Genomic DNA, 16,352 nt, shown 5'->3' with positions numbered 1-16,352 from the left:
CTATTCGACAAGCATGACCCAGGCCGATCCTCTCGTATCGAGCGCAATCGTGCGCGCAGCGCGGTTGCTGGTTCTGCTTTGCGCTGCCATTCTCGCTGCACCGGCCATTGCCCAGACGACGACCACCTATACCAACACGACTACAGGCACCATCAGCGGAACAACGACTTGCACCGCGCCGCTGGTGCGCAATTTCACCGTCGGCAGCAGCTTTACCGTTGCCGATGTGAATTTGGGCGTTCTGGCTACTCATTCCTGGCGCGGCGACATAAGGATCACGCTCCAGGCACCTGACGGGACGCGCGTTCAGCTTGTTGACGGCGATCCTTCGGGCGGCGCCAACATAAGCGGCGACAATTTCAACGTCCTGCTGGACGACAGCGGTACGCAAACGGTCAACACGGACACGGGCACGACCAGTCACTCGTCGACGGCGCCGCCTTACCAGCACACCTTCGTTCCGAACGCGCCCCTATCGGGCTTTTCGGGGCTCGACAGCGCCGGGACCTGGCGGCTCGAGATTTGCGACACCTACCCAAGCGCCGACGACGGCTCCTTCCGGCGTGCAGACCTTTCCCTGACCTCGGTCCCTGCAAATTTTGCGGACCTATCGCTGTCGAAAGCAATCGTAAGTTCGGATCCTGTCAACGGCGGGATTGTCAGCTACCAGCTGACTGTCACCAACTCCTCGCCGTCCACACAGACCGCGACAGGCGTTACGGTGCAGGACAGCCTTCCCGCTTCGCTCACTTTCGTCTCCTCATCCGGGGCGGGCAGCTATTCGTCCACCAGTGGTGTATGGACTGTGCCCGATCTCGCTCCGGGTGACAGCGCGACGATCAACCTGACCGCTGAAATCTCGGCTTCGGCTGGAACGGTGATCACGAACACGGCCGAGATTTCGACAAGCGGCGTGACCGATAGCGATTCCACTCCGGGAAACGGAGCGACAAGCGAAGACGACTACGACAGCGCCAGCCTGACCGTGCAAACCGGACGGGTCGCCGGCATTGCGCCGACGCTCAACTGCCTGAACGGTTCGGGTCTGTTCGACTGGGACGACCCTTCGGTGAGCTGGACTGCCGGCAGCACGAGCGGGCAGTATGCTCTGGGCAGCTTCGGTCAGATCGATTTCAGCCTGTCGAACGACGGTGCCTATATCAACAACGCGACGTTCGGCGGGCAATCGCCGACCCAGCAAAGCGTCTTTACGGGCGGGCTGTCTCCGGCCGAGGAAAGTCTTGGGATCCTGTCGAATCAGGCCAGCCAGAGCGGCGCCGTCACCGTGACGATTTCCCTGCCCCGCGCGTTCGACGGGCTGCAATTCACGATTTTCGATGTCGATTACGGCGCCAACCAGTTTGCCGACCGGGTCGTGGTCACCGGCAGCTCGAGCGGATCGACCATCCTGCCGACCCTGACCAACGGCAATACCAACTACGTTTCGGGAAACGAGGCGTTTGGCGATCTGGCCGCAGACAGCGACAGCGGACGCGGCAATCTCGTCGTCACCTTTTCCGGCAAGGTCGATACCGTGGTCATCACATACGGCAATCACAGCGCCGCGCCGGCCGATCCCGGCCAGCAGGGCATCGCAATCCACGACATCGCCTATTGCCTCCCGTATACGACCCTTAGCGTGACGAAGATCAGCTCGATCATTTCCGACCCGGTAAATGGCTCGAGCAACCCCAAGGCCATTCCGGGAGCGCTAGTGGAATACCTGATCACCGTAAGCAACAACGGTGACGAGCCGACTGACGCTGATACGGTTGCCGTTGTAGACAACGCTCCTGTAGACGCAAAAGTCTGCTTAAATGAACTAGGTGGCGCTGGGACAGGGCCGATCTTGTTCGACGTTGGGAGCCCATCTTCGGGACTCACTTACTCCTACGGAAGCCTCAGTGATACGACTGACGATCTAGAATTTTCGTCTGACAATGGGGCGACATGGGGGTATTCCCCGAGCTTGGATGTCGATGGTTGCGACAGTGCGATCAGCGACTTTCGAGTGCGACCAAGCGGGCAGTTGTTGCCCTCTTCCTCCTTTAGCCTCCGTGTACGGTTGGTCGTCATGTAGATCTTCAGGAAGCTAGGTTGACGGTGCGGAAGGCAGGTTCGACACATGCCTTGCAGTTTGCCACAAGAAGACCACGCCGCGTCGAACGACGAAAGCTGTAGGGAGGCTCGATAGAGCGGACGCCCAGCTGCTGCATGTTTGCAAGCGCTGTTCGGCGCAGGCAGGGGTCTCACTCTCCAAGTGGGATTTCCGTACCCTGCTGGGCCATTGCGGCGAGCACGTTTTGCTGCGTGCGCGCAGGGTCGGTGCGTGACGCCGATGCCCACAATCCTGCAATATCGTCGCGCGTGTAAAGCCGCCCATTTGCGATCACCGCGGCAGGCTGGCGCAGCACTGCAATATCCGCAAGCGGGTCGCCTTCAACCAGCAACAGGTCTGCCCGCTGTCCCGGTGCAATCTGACCAGCCGTTTGGTCCGCTGCGAGGATCCGTGCCGGCAAGATCGTGGCCGCGCGCAGAACGGCGAAGGGCTCGAGCCCGGCCTCCATCAGGAAGTCGAGCTCGTCGTGCAGTGAAACGCCTGGGATATTGGTCGCAATCCCGGCGTCCGAACCCGCCACGATCAGCGCACCTTCTTCAGCCAGCATGCCGGTGAAGCGCCGGTAGAACCCCGCATCGGCCTTGGCGCGCTCCGCGTCTTCGTTCGACCAGCGTTCGAATTGCTCGGTCTCGGTCGCGCCGATGAAGGGGTTCAGCCGGTCGGTGCCCTCGCGAGAAAGGTGCGCGCCCTTCGTGTCAGCGATCCGGGCGAGGTTTTCGAAAGCGATCAACGTCGCGTCGACCGGCACTCCCGATGCAGCGATGCGGCGCGCAAGCTCACGCGCGGCATCCTCATCCTGCCGATTGCGCAGCCCGTGCCACACGATCGATTCCACATGCTCGATGGTCTCGAAACCGGCTTTGAGAGAGAACTCGAAGGGAATCGCAAAGGGGCGCGTTGCCGGCACGCCCTCGGCCCGCGGCCCTTCCGCCGTATGCCCGGTGACCGGCATACCCAGCGCTTGTGCCTCGGCGAGGATGGCCTCGAACGGCTCCCGCCCGAGGTTGGAATAGACCTTCACCCGTCCAAAGCCCTGCGAGTGCTGCCAGCGCACCGCCGCGCGCGCGGCCTCCGCATCCTCGACGATCTGGTGGTTGAGCTGCGCGTTGGGGCCGGGACTGTTGAGGATGGGCCCGGTGGTGACAAGGCGCGGGCCGGCAAGCTCGCCGCGCTCGATCCGTTCGCCCATCGCAAGCAGGAACGGCATGCCGGACATGTTGCGGACCGTGGTTACGCCGTTTGCGAGATAAGCGCCAAGTTCGGCCTCGTCCCAGACATGGACGTGCATGTCGACGAGGCCCGGCATCAGCGTATGACCTGCGCCATCGACAATGCGGGCACCTTCCGGCGTGTCCACTTCGCCGACCGGGCCCACAGCCGTGATCACGCCGCCCTCGACCAGCACCGCCTGCCCGTCCAACTTGCGGGGCTCCTCTCCGCTCAGTTCGAGTATGGTCGCGCCGATGATCAGCGTTGGCGGCGCTGCGTCCTGTGCAGCAGCCTGAGGTGCCAGCGCAGCCATACACGCTGCGAGGAATGCAGTTGCGATTCGCTTCATCATACGCCCTCCGTTTCGCAGGGGCTAACAGGCGGCCACCGGGCGAACAACGAAGCCACGGATCGGCCCTTTACGCGCCATTTTCCTACACGAACCGATTTGGTTATCCTCCGATGGATCGCAAACCGGAGACGCCCTATGCCGCTACTCGAATCGCTCGTTGGCCCCATCGCCTCGCTGCTCGACAAGATCATCCCCGACAAGGAAGCCCGCGCCCGCGCCAAGCTGGAGCTCCTCGCGCTCGAAGGCACGCAGGAACTCGACCGGATCGAAGCGCGCCTGTCGGCCATCGTTGCCGAGGCAAAAAGCGGTGACCCGTGGACCAGCCGCGCGCGCCCCAGCTTCCTCTACGTTATGTATGCGCTGATCCTGTTCAGCGTGCCAATGGGCGTGATCGCGGCCTTCGATCCCATCACTGCCCGCGCCATCGGCGGCGGCATGACCGCCTATCTCGCTGCCCTGCCCGAACCGCTCTATGCGCTCTTCGGCACGGGATACCTCGGCTACACCGCCGCGCGCCAGTGGGGCAAGGTGAAGGGCGTGGAACGCTAACGCCTGCCGGCGACCGCCCTCACCTGCCGCCTTGCGCTTGCGCCGCGATGCATGCCATCACCGAGGCAAGCGCAAGGACAGGACAGGGGGTCGCCCATGCTGAAGTTTCTCATCGCGGGGCCACTCCTCGCAGCAGCCGCCACAACGCCGCTATTGGCCGAGGAGACTAGCGAACCGGCCACGGAGGCCACGCCGGAACTGCGCGTTATCGCGCCCCACCCGCTCGAAGGGTGCGAAAAGAAGCGCCGCAAGCTCACGTGCCGGCCGATGCAGAGCCATTCGGGCTTCATCTTCACCACCAATCTGCGCAACAGCGGGCGCACGCTGCAATACCAGATCAGCGCGATGTCGCGCCTGCTGGAAAACGCGGAGTTCACCGCCGACTACGAGCCGCGCGTGCGCGACCATCTCGAACGCAGCCTGCCCATGATCGCCGCACTGATCGGCTGGGAGCCCGGCAGTCCCGAAAGCGAGGCGCTGCTTGCAAGGGCTCGCCAGGCCCTCGCGGATACCGAGATTTCGGCGACGATGAAGCTTCGCCAGGAAGGCCAGGACTATCTTGAGTTCCTCGCGGAAGGCAAACGAGCGTTCGAAGGCGGTGCGATTTACGCCACGCGCGACCGGATCATGAATTCCTATAGCGTTTACATCGACAAGCCCGGGTATGAGCACAAGCGATGACCCAGACCGTCTTCGTCCTCAACGGCCCCAACCTCAACCTGCTCGGCACGCGCGAGCCGGAGATTTACGGCTCGGACACGCTAGCTGATATCGAGGCTGCACTTACCGAGCAGGCGAAGGCGCTCGGCCTTGCAATCGATTTCCGCCAGACCAACCACGAAGGCGTGCTGGTCGACTGGCTGCACGAAGCGCGCGCCGCGGGCGCCAAAGCGGTCCTCCTGAACGCGGCCGCTTATACCCACACCTCCGTCGCCTTGCTCGACGCGATCAAGGCGATCGAGCTGCCGGTGATCGAAGTCCATCTTTCTGACCCGCTGACGCGCGAGGAATTCCGCCACATCTCCTATGTCGGCATGGCCGCCGTGGATGAGGTGAAAGGCCTCGGCGCACGCAGCTATGCCGTAGCGTTGGACAAGGCCGCGGCGCTCTAAAACACGCCCTGCCCCCTTGCCCTTGGCGCTTGCGCGGAGCATAGGCGAGCCAAACAACACACAAGGGGTTCCATGGCCGATCGTAAAGGCAGCGCTGGCAAGTCCGGCATGAACGTCGACACCGCACTCGTGCGCGAGCTTGCGGAAATGCTGGGTGACACCGGGCTTACCGAAATCGAAGTCGAAGATGGCGAGCGCAAGATTCGCGTCTCGCGTGGCGGCGGCGTGGCTGTTGCCGCAGCGCCCGCACCGATGGCGGCCCCCGCCCCTGCGGCCCCGGCTGCCGCTGCGCCCGCCCCCGAAGCGCCTGCAGCCGCCGGCGCGGATACCGAAGGCGCGATCAAGTCGCCCATGGTCGGCACCGTCTACATGGCCCCCGAGCCGGGCGCAGCCGACTTCGTGAAGGTTGGCGACAGCGTGAAGGAAGGCCAGACCCTCCTGATCGTGGAAGCGATGAAGGTCATGAACCCAATCGCCGCCGACAAGGCCGGCACGGTCAAGGCGATCCTCGTCGAGAACGCCCAGCCGGTCGAATTCGACCAGCCGCTCGTCGTCGTCGGGTAATCCATGACTATTTCGCGCATATTGATCGCCAATCGCGGCGAAATCGCGCTGCGTATCCACCGCGCGGCGCATGAAATGGGCATCGAGACGGTCGCGGTGCACTCCACCGCCGACGCCGATGCCATGCACGTCCGCCTGGCCGACCATGCGGTGTGCATCGGCCCGCCGCCCGCGACCGACAGCTATCTCAACATCGCCAACATCATCTCGGCTGCCGAGGTGAGCCATGCCGATGCGATCCACCCGGGCTACGGCTTCCTTTCGGAAAACGCCAAGTTCGCCGAGATCGTCGAGGCGCACGACATCAAGTGGATCGGCCCCAAGCCCGAACACATCCGCACGATGGGCGACAAGGTGCAGGCGAAGAAGACCGCCGGCGAACTGGGCCTCCCCCTCGTCCCCGGCAGCGACGGCGCGGTGAGCGAGATCGGCGAAGCGCGCGAAATCGCTGCCGAAATCGGCTATCCCGTCATCATCAAGGCCGCCAGCGGCGGCGGCGGGCGCGGCATGAAGGTCTGCGAAAGCGAGGACCAGCTCGAAACGCTGATGAAGCAGGCCGGTAGCGAGGCGAAGGCTGCCTTCGGCGATGCCACCGTCTATATCGAGAAATACCTGGGCGATCCGCGCCACATCGAATTCCAGGTCTTCGGCGACGGCAATGGCAATGCCATCCACCTGGGCGAACGCGACTGTTCGCTCCAGCGCCGCCACCAGAAGGTGCTCGAGGAAGCCCCCTCCCCCGTGCTGGGCGAGGAAGACCGCATGCGCATGGGTGAGGTCTGCGCGCAGGCCATGCGCGACATGGGCTATCGCGGCGCGGGCACGATCGAATTCCTGTGGGAAAACGGCGAGTTCTACTTCATCGAAATGAACACCCGCCTGCAGGTCGAACACCCCGTGACCGAGGCCATCACAGGCGTCGACCTGGTGCGCGAACAGATCCGCATTGCAGCGGGCGAGGAGCTCTCGGTTGCGCAGGACGAGATCGAGTTCAAGGGCCACGCGATCGAATGCCGCATCAATGCCGAAGACCCGTGGACCTTCGCGCCGTCACCGGGCGAAGTGACCTATTACCACGCGGCCGGCGGCATGCATGTGCGCGTCGATAGCGGGCTCTACCAGGGTTACCGCATCCCGCCCTATTACGATTCCATGATCGCCAAGCTGATCGTCTACGGCCGCACCCGCGAAGGCTGCATGATGCGCCTCAAGCGCGCGCTGGAGGAAATGGTCGTCGAAGGCGTGAAGACGAGCATCCCGCTGCACCAGGAACTGCTCCAGCAGCCCGACGTGAAGAGCGGCCAGTATTCGATCAAGTGGCTGGAAGAGTGGCTGAAGACCCGCGAAGGGTGAGGCTCAGACCTTCGGCTCGCCGCGAGCGAACCATCGCATCAGGAACCGCCAGCTGAAAAGCTGGACAAGGGCGAATAGCGCCATGGCAAAACCGACCGCAATCATCATTTCCACGCGCGTGCGCGGACCGGGCGAAATCTCCTGCATCGCGGCCACGAAGAGCAACAGCACTGCGAGGAAGGTGGACATCCAGGGGTAGGCGTACAGCGCGGTCCGGCGACGGTACATGGTCGGTCCGCCGCGTAGCCAGACAGGCAGGCGCTTTCGCTTGGGCAGGCGCAGGTCGAGCCAGCGCGCGTGACCATATTGCAGCGCAAGGATGACGATCGCGACGCCGAGGCAGCCGAGAAACGTCAACGGCAGGTCAGTCAAAGGTGAACCCGGCCGCCTTCGCCTCGGCAATCACCTCTTCGCCGGTCTGGCGCGGGTGGTCGCCTTCGATGCGGCACCAGTCGGCGCGTTCGTCGACGAAGATTTCTTTCTCGATCGCATGGGTAGCAGCGGCATCGAACAGGCCAGCCGAGAAGCTGCGGTTGCCCGTCGGCAGGAAGCGGTACCACAGGTTGCTTCCGCATTTCGCGCAGAAGGCGCGCTCGGCCCATTCGCTCGACCGGTAGGCGGTGATGCTGTCTTCGCCCGAAACCTGCGCGCTGTCGCCGGTTTGCGCGGTGTAGAACGATCCGGCCCAGCGGCGACACATGTCGCACTGGCAGATCTCGATTTCGTGCTTGGGATTTTCCAGCGCGATCGTCACCGCGCCGCACAGGCAATGGCCTTCGATGCGCTCCGCCCCGCTCATAGCGGAACGCCGGGCTCGTGCTTGCTGGTGCGGATCGTGAGCGAGGTCTTCACGCTTTCCACATTGGGCGCAGGGGTAAGCTTGCTGGTCAGGAATTCCTGGAAGCTCTGTAGGTCCTTGCTGACGATCTTGATGATGAAGTCGATCTCGCCGTTGAGCATGTGCACTTCGCGTACCTCCGGAAGATCCTTCATCGCGTCCTCGAATTCGCGCAGCGCGTCCTCGGCCTGGCTCTTCAGGCTGACCATCGCAAAGACGGTGATCGAGAAGCCCAGTTTCGACGGGTCGAGATCGGCGTGATAGCCTTTGATCACGCCCTCTTCTTCGAGCGCGCGAACGCGGCGCAGGCACGGCGGAGCGGTCAGCCCCACGCGGTGCGCCAGCTCGACATTGGTGATTCGCCCCTCGTCCTGGAGTTCACCCAGCAAGCGCCGGTCGATATCGTCGAGATTGGCCATACAATAAGTCCCTGCTACCCTCACTCTTCCGGCGGGGCATCGCGAAAGTTTGGCGAAATGTTGACAACGCGATGCAGCCGTCTTGGCTAACATTATTATCTTTGCCAGCAATTGTCCCGCTTTGCAACGCGCCTCCCTTGCTCACTGGAGGTAAAGGCGCGGGTAACTATATCCCTTGTCCCTCGGCCAAGCCCCCGCGTGGCATGGGATAGTTTGCACTTTTGCACCTACACGCCGGAGACCTGATGCATTTTGACGACCGCCTTGCCACTGTGCTGCGCAACCGCGCTGCCGGCGAGCGTGCGGCCAAGACGCAGTTCCGGCAGCTGCTCGACCTGTTGGGCGAGCGGCCGCAGGCGGGCGATCCGGCGCTGAAGGCAGCGGCCTACCTGCGCCTGATCGCGCTTGCTGAAATCATCCCGACCGCCGATCGCGCGGCCATGGTGGGCGAGAACGGCTGGCGTTTCCGCAACCCCGAACTGGTCCGCTGGTTCGGCGAGGCGCATCCCTCGATTGCCGGCGCGGCGCTCTACCGGGCGCAGCTGAGCGGCGAGGAATGGGAAGAGCTGATCCCGCGCCTGCCGATCCGCGCGCGCGGTTTCCTGCGCCATCGCCGCGACCTGCCCGAAGCGGCGGTGCGCGTGCTCGACCGGCTCGGCGTATCCGACCGCGCGCTGCCCCTGCCCCCGGACCTGCCGCAGGTCGAACCGGAGCCCGTGGAAGCGCCTGTCGAGAACGACGAGCTCGGCGAGCTGGAACCGTTGATCCTGCGGCCGGCAAATGAGAACCCCTCCGAAGACATTGCCGAGCCGGCTTCTCAGGAAGAAGCAGCGCCCGAGCCAGAGCCTGTCGTCGAAGCGCAAGAGCCTCTTCCCGCCGCGGCTGCTCCGGAGAAATCCGATGGCATCCGCGCGCTGGTCGAGCGGATCGAAACCTTCCGCAAGGCTCGCGCTCCGGCTTCGGCCCAAGGCGATGCGCCCACCCTGCCCATGGCGGGGCTTGAGGACATCACGCCGCGCAAGGCAGTCGAAGCCTTTGCCTTCGGCACCAATTCCGAAGGCCGGATCGACTGGGCCGAAGGCGACATTGCACCGATGGTCATCGGCCTCGACCTGTCGCAGCGCCGCGATGGCGGCGAGCCGGGCGAGGATTTTGCCAGCGCCTTCCTCAACCGCCAGCCGGTGCGCGAAGCCGCGCTTGCGCTGCGGGGCGCAGAAGCCATCGAAGGCGACTGGATCGTCGATGCTGCCCCACGCTTCACCCGCGGCGAAGGGCGCTTCTACGGCTATGTCGGCCGCTTCCGCCGCGCGGTCGCGCCGGTCGACGACCGGGCCCAGCGCGGCGCCGACCGCCTGCGCCAGCTGCTCCACGAATTGCGCACGCCGGTAAACGCCATGCAGGGCTACGCGGAGGTGATCCAGCAGCAGGTTTTCGGGCCGACTCCGCACGAATACCGCGCGCTCGCCGCATCAATCGCCGGGGACAGCGCGCGGATCCTTGCCGGATTCGACGAGTTGGACCGCCTCGCACGGCTCGAAACGGGCGCGCTCGACCTCGAACCGGGCGAAAGCGACTTCGCCGCCATTGCCCGCACGCAATCCGAACAGCTCCAGTCGGTCCTCGGCCCGCGGGTGGCGCGTTTCGATACGGAATTCACGGACCAGCCCGCCCCGCTCGCGCTCGCAAAGAGCGAAGCCGAGATGCTCGGCTGGCGCATCCTGGCGACGCTTGCAGGCGCGACCGGTGCGGGCGAGGCCATCGCCCTGACCCTGGCGCTGGAGGACGACCAGGTCACCCTGCGCGCCCAGCTCCCTGCAAAGCTGGCCCAGGCCGAGAATGTCTTTGCATCCGAAGTCCGTTCGGGCGGCAGCACGCTCAGCTCCGGCATCTTCGGCGCGGGCTTCTCCCTGCGCCTGGCCCGTGCCGAGGCGCGCGCAGCCGGGGGTGAGCTATCACGCGTGGATGAACGCCTCGTCCTCACCCTGCCGCTCTTGACCGCTTCGGACGCCCTGCCTAGCCCAGCGGACACGCCCGATCGCGCGGCTGGCTAGGACGGACAGGCCATTCCACACGCAAACCTTCTCGACCCTCCGAAGAAACCCATAGACGTCCAGTTCGCCGATGACTTCGGCCAACGTTCGCTGCTGACCGTCGACACCGAAGAAGAATTCGAGTGGAACGACAGCTTCCGCAGCGATGGCTACGGGCTCGCCCACGTCAAATGGATCGCCAAGTTCCAGCAGTTCTGTGAAGGCATCGGGGTGTCCCCGGTCTACCTGGTCGACTGGCCCATTGCGACCGACCCGGGCTCGCAGGAAATCATCGGCGACGCTGTGGCGCGCGGTACGGCGGAAGTCGGCGTCCAACTTCATCCCTGGGTCAATCCGCCGCTCGAAGAAGAAATCTGCACGCGCAACAGCTTTGCCGGCAACCTTCCTGCAGCCCTTGAAGAAGAGAAGTTCCGCCGCCTGCGCGACGCCATCGAACAGGGGTTTGGCACCGTCCCGCGCATCTACCGTGCGGGCCGCTACGGGCTTGGCACGCAGACCGCGCGGTACCTTTCGGAAACCGGCATTGCGATCGACAGCTCAGTCCGTGCGAATTACGATTATTCGCGCTTCGAAGGCCCGGATTACAGCCATCACCCGCTGACACCCTACTGGACCGACCGCGACCGCAAACTGCTCGAACTGCCGCTGACGACCGTGTTCTGGGGCATGCTGCGCAAGCAGGGCGAACAGCTCTTCCCGCTGTCGCAGAAAATCCCGCGCCTTGGCGGCCTGCTGAGCAAGCTCGGCATGCTCGAGCGCATTGCACTGACGCCGGAAGGCGTGACGCTGGAGGAAGCGCTGCGGGGCTGTGACATCGCCATCGACGACGGCCTGCCGATCCTCGTGCTGAGCTTCCACAGTCCCTCGCTCGCGCCCGGCCATACGCCCTATGTACGCGACGAGGATGACCTCGACCGCCTCTATGACTGGCTGCGCGGTGTCTATTCCTACCTCCGCGCGCGCGAGGTCCGCCCGACGACGGTTGCGGAAATTATCGACGCGGTGCAGCTCTAGGTTGCAAGCCTGCCCGACCGGGGCTAGGCGCGCTTCTCCGCACGGCGTGGCTGGGGGCCTGTAGCTCAGTTGGTTAGAGCTGGCCGCTCATAACGGCTAGGTCGCGGGTTCGAGTCCTGCCGGGCCCACCAGGCCGGGCGTCTTGCGGAAAAATCGGTCGGGGAGTGGCGCAGCCTGGTAGCGCACTTGTTTTGGGTACAAGGGGTCGCTGGTTCGAATCCAGTCTCCCCGACCAGTTCTTTTGAGGCGAGGCGGGACTGCGCCGAGCACGGGAGGCACCCGGATTGACCAGCCCGAAGACCTCCGCCTCCCCCACCATCGACCCGCGCCTGATCTGGGCCATCGCTATCCCTGCAATGGTGACCAATGTCGCCACCGCGCTGATCGGCGTGGGCGACATGTGGATCGTGGGACGCCTCGGCGATGCGCCGACGCAGGGCGCCGTGGACGTGGGCGCGAAACTGTTTGCCGCGCTGTTCACCGTGATGAACTTTCTCAAGACAGGGACCACCGGCCTCGTCGCCCAGGCGGGAACGCGCGAGGGGCGCGAGGCGCAGGCGGCGGTCCTGATCAAGGGCGTTACCGTGGGCCTTGCGATCGCCGCGCTGCTGTTGCTGTTTAAGCCCCTGCTGCTGCCCTTCCTGCTTGGCGCGCTGGGCGCGGAAGGCGATGTGCGCGGCGCGGCCCGTATCTACGCCGATATCCGCTACTGGAGCGCGCCGGCGGTGATGGCCAATTTCGCGCTGGTCGGGTTCCTGATCGGCCGTCGCCGCATGCGCGAGGTGCTGGTGATCGAGGTCGCCTACAACCTCCTCAACGTCGCGCTGGGCCTTTGGCTAACGCTCGGGCTCGGCTGGGGCATTGCCGGGATCGGCTGGTCGAGCTTCATCGCCGAATACGCCAAGCTTGCCGCGACCACCGCGCTGATCTGGGTCATTGCAGGCAAAGAGATCGCCGCAGCTCTGAAGGCGGGTGCCGGCCTTTCGCTCCGCGCGCTCAAACCCTTCCTCTCGGTCAACCGCGACCTGTTCCTGCGCACGGTCGTGCTGATGGTCGCGATTGGCGCGCTGACCCGCGTGGGGGCGGAACAGGGGCCGGTGGTGCTCGCCGCAAACGGGATCATCTACCAGCTCTTCATCCTCTCCTCGCTGCTGCTCGACGGGTTCGAGAACGCCGCCCAGGTGCTCAACGGCGAGCGCGCGGGCGACGGCGACCGGGACGGCTTTTCCGCTTACATCCGGGCGATCCTGTGGCGTTGCCTTGGCGTGGCGATCGCGCTTTCCAGTGTCTTTGCGCTGTTCGGCAGCCTCATCACCGATAGCTTTGCCGCGACCTCTGCGGTGGCGGCGGAAGCGCGCGCGCTGTGGCCCTGGCTGGTGGTCATCCCGCTTGCAGGCTTTGCCGGCTTCGTGCTCGACGGCGTTTTCGTTGGGGCCAGCTGGACGCGCGCGCTGCTGGTTTCGATGGTTGGCGCGGCGGCGGGGTATGCCGCGCTGCTCTGGCTGACCCTTCCGCTGGGCAACAACGGACTATGGGCGAGCTTCATCGCCTTCCTGCTCCTGAGAGCAGCGCTGCAACTTGTGATGATACCGCGCTTGCTGCGGCAAAGCCTCGACTAGGCCCGCGCCTCGCGCTTGTCGGCCACATCCTTGTTGATCGGCGTGACGACAGAGGTTGCGACGCCCACACGGTCGCCCACCGTCCGGTTGCGGCCTTCTTCCTTGGCACGGTAGAGCGCCGCATCGGTCCGGGCGAACATCCGACCATAGCCTTCGCCTTCGCCCCGCCCGGCTACACCGAAGCTGGCGGTCAGGCGGTGATCTTCAGGCATTCCCCTGATCTGCGTCTTTGCGAATGCGACGCGGATGCGCTCGGCCAGTTTGACCGCGGCTTCGCCTTCGCAGTTCCACGCCAGGATGCAGAATTCCTCGCCCCCGATCCGGCCGGCAATATCGGTGTCGCGGATAGTGCCTTCGATAATCTCGCCGAACTGGGCAATGGCGTTGTCGCCGATCTGGTGGCCCCAGACGTCGTTCACCGCCTTGAAGTGGTCGATATCGGCCACGACCAACGAGACCGGAATATCGCCCTGCTTCGATTTCTCGAGCAGCTCGACCACGTCCTGTTCGAAGGCGCGCCGGGTGCGCAGGCCTGTGAGCCCGTCGAGCTCGGCTTGCTCGCGCACCGCCTTGATCTGGTCGTAGACGCAGGCGCCCACCAGGACCATCGCCCCCATCAACGAAATCAGCGCAAGCGAGAGGTTGAGCACCGAATAATAGATCGATTCTCGGTAAACCTCGGCCGGAATCCCCTGTTCCAGCGTCAGCGTAAGGACCGGGCGGATGAAGAATTGCGCGGCGAACACGGCCTGGGTGAAGATGATCAGCTTGTCGATCGCCTCGCGCCTGTGCGCGTTCATCAACACCATCACGGTGACGAGCTTCATCGCGCCGTAGCCCATGTTGACGATGACGAGACGCGAAGAAATGTCATTGCTGTTGAGGATTGCTGCAAACAGCGTCGCGGCTGCCAGGGCGTAGATTATCAGGATCGCGCCCAGATGGTGCGGCTGGCCAGCGCGCTTGGCGAGGCCCCATAGCGCCGCGCCCGTCGCCAGCGTGTAAAAGAATTGCGTAACGTGGAAGACATAGGGAGAGCCGGTGTCGAACAGGTGCGTGACGCCGAAGCCCATCGCGAAGAACAGATAAGCCGCGGCAAAGCCCAGGACATAGTTGCCCATCTTGCCGCGCCACCACAGCACGACGAAGACCGCGCAGAACACGATCGCCATCGTGGGCGTTATCAATCCCATAATCTGTTCGCGCATGAATAGCCCCAATTCTCGTGCCCCGGATGTAGGCAATGAGAGTTAACCAATCGATAATTTCAGCCTGCTTTTGAAGCGGAAAATCGCGGAATTCCAAGGTTTTCCCCCAAAACCGATGCGATTGCCGGACTTGAACGTTCACATTTTCGCGGATCAGCCCATGCAGCCTCGGCGCTTGCCCCGTGGCCCCCGTGCGACTATCTGGCGCGCAAGCCTTCCGGGCGCATCCGCCCGGCCACCCCATTTTCCGTTCCCGAAGGACACACGCCCGATGGCCGCCCAGTACGCTTTCGTCATGAAGGACATGACCAAGACCTTCCCCGGCGCACAGAAGCCGGTGCTCAGCAACATCAACCTGCAGTTCTACCAGGGCGCCAAGATCGGCATCGTGGGCCCGAACGGTGCGGGCAAGTCGACGCTGATCAAGATCATGGCCGGCATCGACACCGATTTCACCGGCGAGGCATGGCCGGGCGAGAACATCACCGTCGGCTATCTCGAGCAGGAGCCCGAGCTCGACGAGAGCAAGACCGTGCTCGAAAACGTCAAGGACGGTGCGCGCGAGATCGCCGACATGGTCGAACGCTTCAACCAGATCGGCATGGAGATGGGCGAGGAAGACGCCGATTTCGACGCGCTCAGCACCGAGATGGCCGAACTGCAGGACAAGATCGACGCGGTCGACGGCTGGACGCTCGACAACCAGCTCGAAGTCGCAATGGAAGCGCTGCGCTGCCCGCCGGGCGACTGGCCCGTCACCGACCTGTCGGGCGGTGAAAAGCGCCGCGTCGCGCTCACCCGCCTGCTGATCCAGAAGCCTTCGATCCTGTTGCTGGACGAACCGACCAACCACCTCGACGCCGAAAGCGTCCAGTGGCTCGAAAACCACCTCAAGGACTATGCCGGCGCGGTGCTGATGATCACCCACGACCGCTACTTCCTCGACAATGTGGTGGAGTGGATCCTCGAGCTCGACCGTGGTTCCTACTACCCGTACGAAGGCAACTACTCGACCTACCTGGAAAAGAAGGCCAAGCGCCTCGAGCAGGAAAGCCGCGAGGAAAGCGGGCGCCAGAAGGCCCTTAGCCGAGAACTCGAATGGATCCGGCAGACGCCGAGCGCGCGCCAGACCAAGTCGAAAGCGCGCGTGCGCAAGTTCGAACAGCTGCAAGAGGCGCAGGCCGACCGCAAGCCCGGCAAGGCGCAGATCGTCATCCAGGTGCCCGAGCGGCTCGGCGGCAAGGTCATCGAGGCCAAGAACATCTCCAAGGCCTATGGCGACAAGCTGCTCTTCGAAAACCTCTCCTTCATGCTGCCCCCGGGCGGCATCGTCGGCGTGATCGGGCCGAACGGCGCGGGCAAGTCCACGCTGTTCAAGATCCTCACCGGCAAGGAAGAGCCCGACAGCGGCACGGTGGAAATCGGCTCGACCGTTCACCTCGGCTATGTCGACCAGAGCCGCGACCACCTCGATCCGAGCAAGAACGTGTGGGAGGAAATCTCCGACGGACTCGATTACATGAAGGTCAACGGCCACGACACCTCGACGCGCGCCTATGTCGGTGCGTTCAACTTCAAGGGCGCGGACCAGCAGAAGAATGTCGGCAAGCTCTCGGGTGGTGAACGCAATCGCGTCCACATGGCCAAGATGCTGAAGGAGGGCGGCAACGTCCTGCTGCTCGACGAGCCGACCAACGACCTCGACGTGGAAACGCTGGGTGCGCTGGAAGAGGCGATCGAGAACTTCGCCGGCTGCGCCGTGGTCATCTCGCACGACCGCTTCTTCCTCGACCGCCTGGCCACGCACATCCTCGCCTTCGAGGGCGACAGCCACGTCGAATGGTTCGAGGGCAACTTCGAAGCCTACGAAGAGGACAAGCGTCGCCGCCTCGGCGATGCAGCAGATCGTCCGACGCGTTTGCAGTACAAGAAGCTGACGCGCTGA

The 16,352-nt window shown here is 64.2% G+C and carries 15 protein-coding genes and 2 tRNA genes; 12 read left to right on the top strand and 5 right to left on the bottom strand.

Annotation, left to right across the window (positions count from 1 at the left end):
- The first annotated feature begins 13 nt into the window (after positions 1 to 13).
- Positions 14 to 2,080 carry a proprotein convertase P-domain-containing protein gene (locus KUV82_RS06175; protein WP_219955998.1) on the top strand — a complete coding sequence of 689 codons (2,067 nt, stop codon included), beginning with the start codon at positions 14 to 16 and terminating at the stop codon, positions 2,078 to 2,080.
- Positions 2,081 to 2,249: 169 nt separating this feature from the next.
- Here KUV82_RS06175 and KUV82_RS06170 read toward each other — a convergent pair whose 3' ends face one another.
- Positions 2,250 to 3,680, bottom strand: a complete 1,431-nt coding sequence (locus tag KUV82_RS06170) for an amidohydrolase family protein (protein ID WP_219955997.1) — start codon at positions 3,678 to 3,680, stop codon at positions 2,250 to 2,252.
- Between the two features lie 135 nt (positions 3,681 to 3,815).
- Between KUV82_RS06170 and KUV82_RS06165 the strand changes: the two genes are divergently transcribed.
- The 5 genes from KUV82_RS06165 to accC all read left to right on the top strand — a co-directional run bounded on the left by KUV82_RS06165 (position 3,816) and on the right by accC (position 7,258).
- On the top strand, positions 3,816 to 4,229 hold the full coding sequence (locus KUV82_RS06165; RefSeq protein WP_219955996.1) for a holin family protein: 414 nt from the start codon (positions 3,816 to 3,818) through the stop codon (positions 4,227 to 4,229).
- A 96-nt stretch (positions 4,230 to 4,325) separates the two neighbouring features.
- The gene (locus tag KUV82_RS06160) at positions 4,326 to 4,910 is read left to right on the top strand and encodes a hypothetical protein (protein WP_219955995.1); all 585 of its coding nucleotides are present in this window, start codon (positions 4,326 to 4,328) and stop codon (positions 4,908 to 4,910) included.
- The gene (locus KUV82_RS06155) at positions 4,907 to 5,341 is read left to right on the top strand and encodes a type II 3-dehydroquinate dehydratase (protein ID WP_219955994.1); all 435 of its coding nucleotides are present in this window, start codon (positions 4,907 to 4,909) and stop codon (positions 5,339 to 5,341) included. The genes KUV82_RS06160 and KUV82_RS06155 overlap by 4 nt, the downstream gene beginning before the upstream one ends.
- 72 nt (positions 5,342 to 5,413) lie before the next feature.
- Positions 5,414 to 5,905: an acetyl-CoA carboxylase biotin carboxyl carrier protein gene (gene accB, locus KUV82_RS06150; RefSeq protein ID WP_219955993.1), complete on the top strand. Its 492-nt coding sequence runs from the start codon at positions 5,414 to 5,416 to the stop codon at positions 5,903 to 5,905.
- Between the two features lie 3 nt (positions 5,906 to 5,908).
- The gene (gene accC, locus KUV82_RS06145; RefSeq protein ID WP_219955992.1) at positions 5,909 to 7,258 is read left to right on the top strand and encodes an acetyl-CoA carboxylase biotin carboxylase subunit; all 1,350 of its coding nucleotides are present in this window, start codon (positions 5,909 to 5,911) and stop codon (positions 7,256 to 7,258) included.
- A gap of 3 nt (positions 7,259 to 7,261) precedes the next feature.
- On the opposite strand, the gene KUV82_RS06140 is transcribed toward accC, so the two are convergent.
- Genes KUV82_RS06140 through KUV82_RS06130 form a run of 3 tightly spaced genes read right to left on the bottom strand, consistent with a single transcriptional unit; the run spans position 7,262 to position 8,515 of the window.
- Positions 7,262 to 7,630, bottom strand: a complete 369-nt coding sequence (locus tag KUV82_RS06140; protein WP_219955991.1) for a hypothetical protein — start codon at positions 7,628 to 7,630, stop codon at positions 7,262 to 7,264.
- The gene (locus KUV82_RS06135) at positions 7,623 to 8,057 is read right to left on the bottom strand and encodes a GFA family protein (RefSeq protein WP_219955990.1); all 435 of its coding nucleotides are present in this window, start codon (positions 8,055 to 8,057) and stop codon (positions 7,623 to 7,625) included. Before KUV82_RS06135 ends, KUV82_RS06140 begins: the two co-directional genes overlap by 8 nt.
- Positions 8,054 to 8,515, bottom strand: a complete 462-nt coding sequence (locus tag KUV82_RS06130; protein WP_219955989.1) for an Lrp/AsnC family transcriptional regulator — start codon at positions 8,513 to 8,515, stop codon at positions 8,054 to 8,056. Before KUV82_RS06130 ends, KUV82_RS06135 begins: the two co-directional genes overlap by 4 nt.
- Before the next feature lie 245 nt (positions 8,516 to 8,760).
- Here KUV82_RS06130 and KUV82_RS06125 point away from each other — a divergent pair, with 245 nt between their 5' ends.
- The 5 genes from KUV82_RS06125 to KUV82_RS06105 all read left to right on the top strand — a co-directional run bounded on the left by KUV82_RS06125 (position 8,761) and on the right by KUV82_RS06105 (position 13,199).
- Positions 8,761 to 10,566 (top strand): sensor histidine kinase, encoded by a 1,806-nt coding sequence (locus tag KUV82_RS06125; protein WP_219955988.1) that lies wholly within the window; start codon positions 8,761 to 8,763, stop codon positions 10,564 to 10,566.
- A gap of 210 nt (positions 10,567 to 10,776) precedes the next feature.
- A complete protein-coding gene (locus KUV82_RS06120; protein WP_375541239.1) occupies positions 10,777 to 11,580 on the top strand; it encodes a polysaccharide deacetylase family protein in 804 nt (267 codons plus the stop codon).
- A 54-nt stretch (positions 11,581 to 11,634) separates the two neighbouring features.
- Positions 11,635 to 11,711 (top strand) — tRNA-Ile (locus KUV82_RS06115).
- A gap of 27 nt (positions 11,712 to 11,738) precedes the next feature.
- Positions 11,739 to 11,815, top strand: a tRNA-Pro gene (locus tag KUV82_RS06110).
- Positions 11,816 to 11,864: 49 nt separating this feature from the next.
- The gene (locus KUV82_RS06105; RefSeq protein WP_219955987.1) at positions 11,865 to 13,199 is read left to right on the top strand and encodes an MATE family efflux transporter; all 1,335 of its coding nucleotides are present in this window, start codon (positions 11,865 to 11,867) and stop codon (positions 13,197 to 13,199) included.
- On the opposite strand, the gene KUV82_RS06100 is transcribed toward KUV82_RS06105, so the two are convergent.
- Complete coding sequence (locus KUV82_RS06100; protein ID WP_219955986.1) at positions 13,196 to 14,407, bottom strand: GGDEF domain-containing protein; 1,212 nt, start codon at positions 14,405 to 14,407, stop codon at positions 13,196 to 13,198. The genes KUV82_RS06105 and KUV82_RS06100 overlap by 4 nt on opposite strands.
- A gap of 271 nt (positions 14,408 to 14,678) precedes the next feature.
- Here KUV82_RS06100 and ettA point away from each other — a divergent pair, with 271 nt between their 5' ends.
- A complete protein-coding gene (gene ettA / locus KUV82_RS06095; protein ID WP_219955985.1) occupies positions 14,679 to 16,352 on the top strand; it encodes an energy-dependent translational throttle protein EttA in 1,674 nt (557 codons plus the stop codon).

It is taken from the genome of Qipengyuania flava, assembly GCF_019448255.1.
GTDB classification, from domain to species: Bacteria; Pseudomonadota; Alphaproteobacteria; order Sphingomonadales; family Sphingomonadaceae; genus Qipengyuania; species Qipengyuania flava_A.
This window is presented reverse-complemented; position numbering and strand designations above follow the sequence as displayed.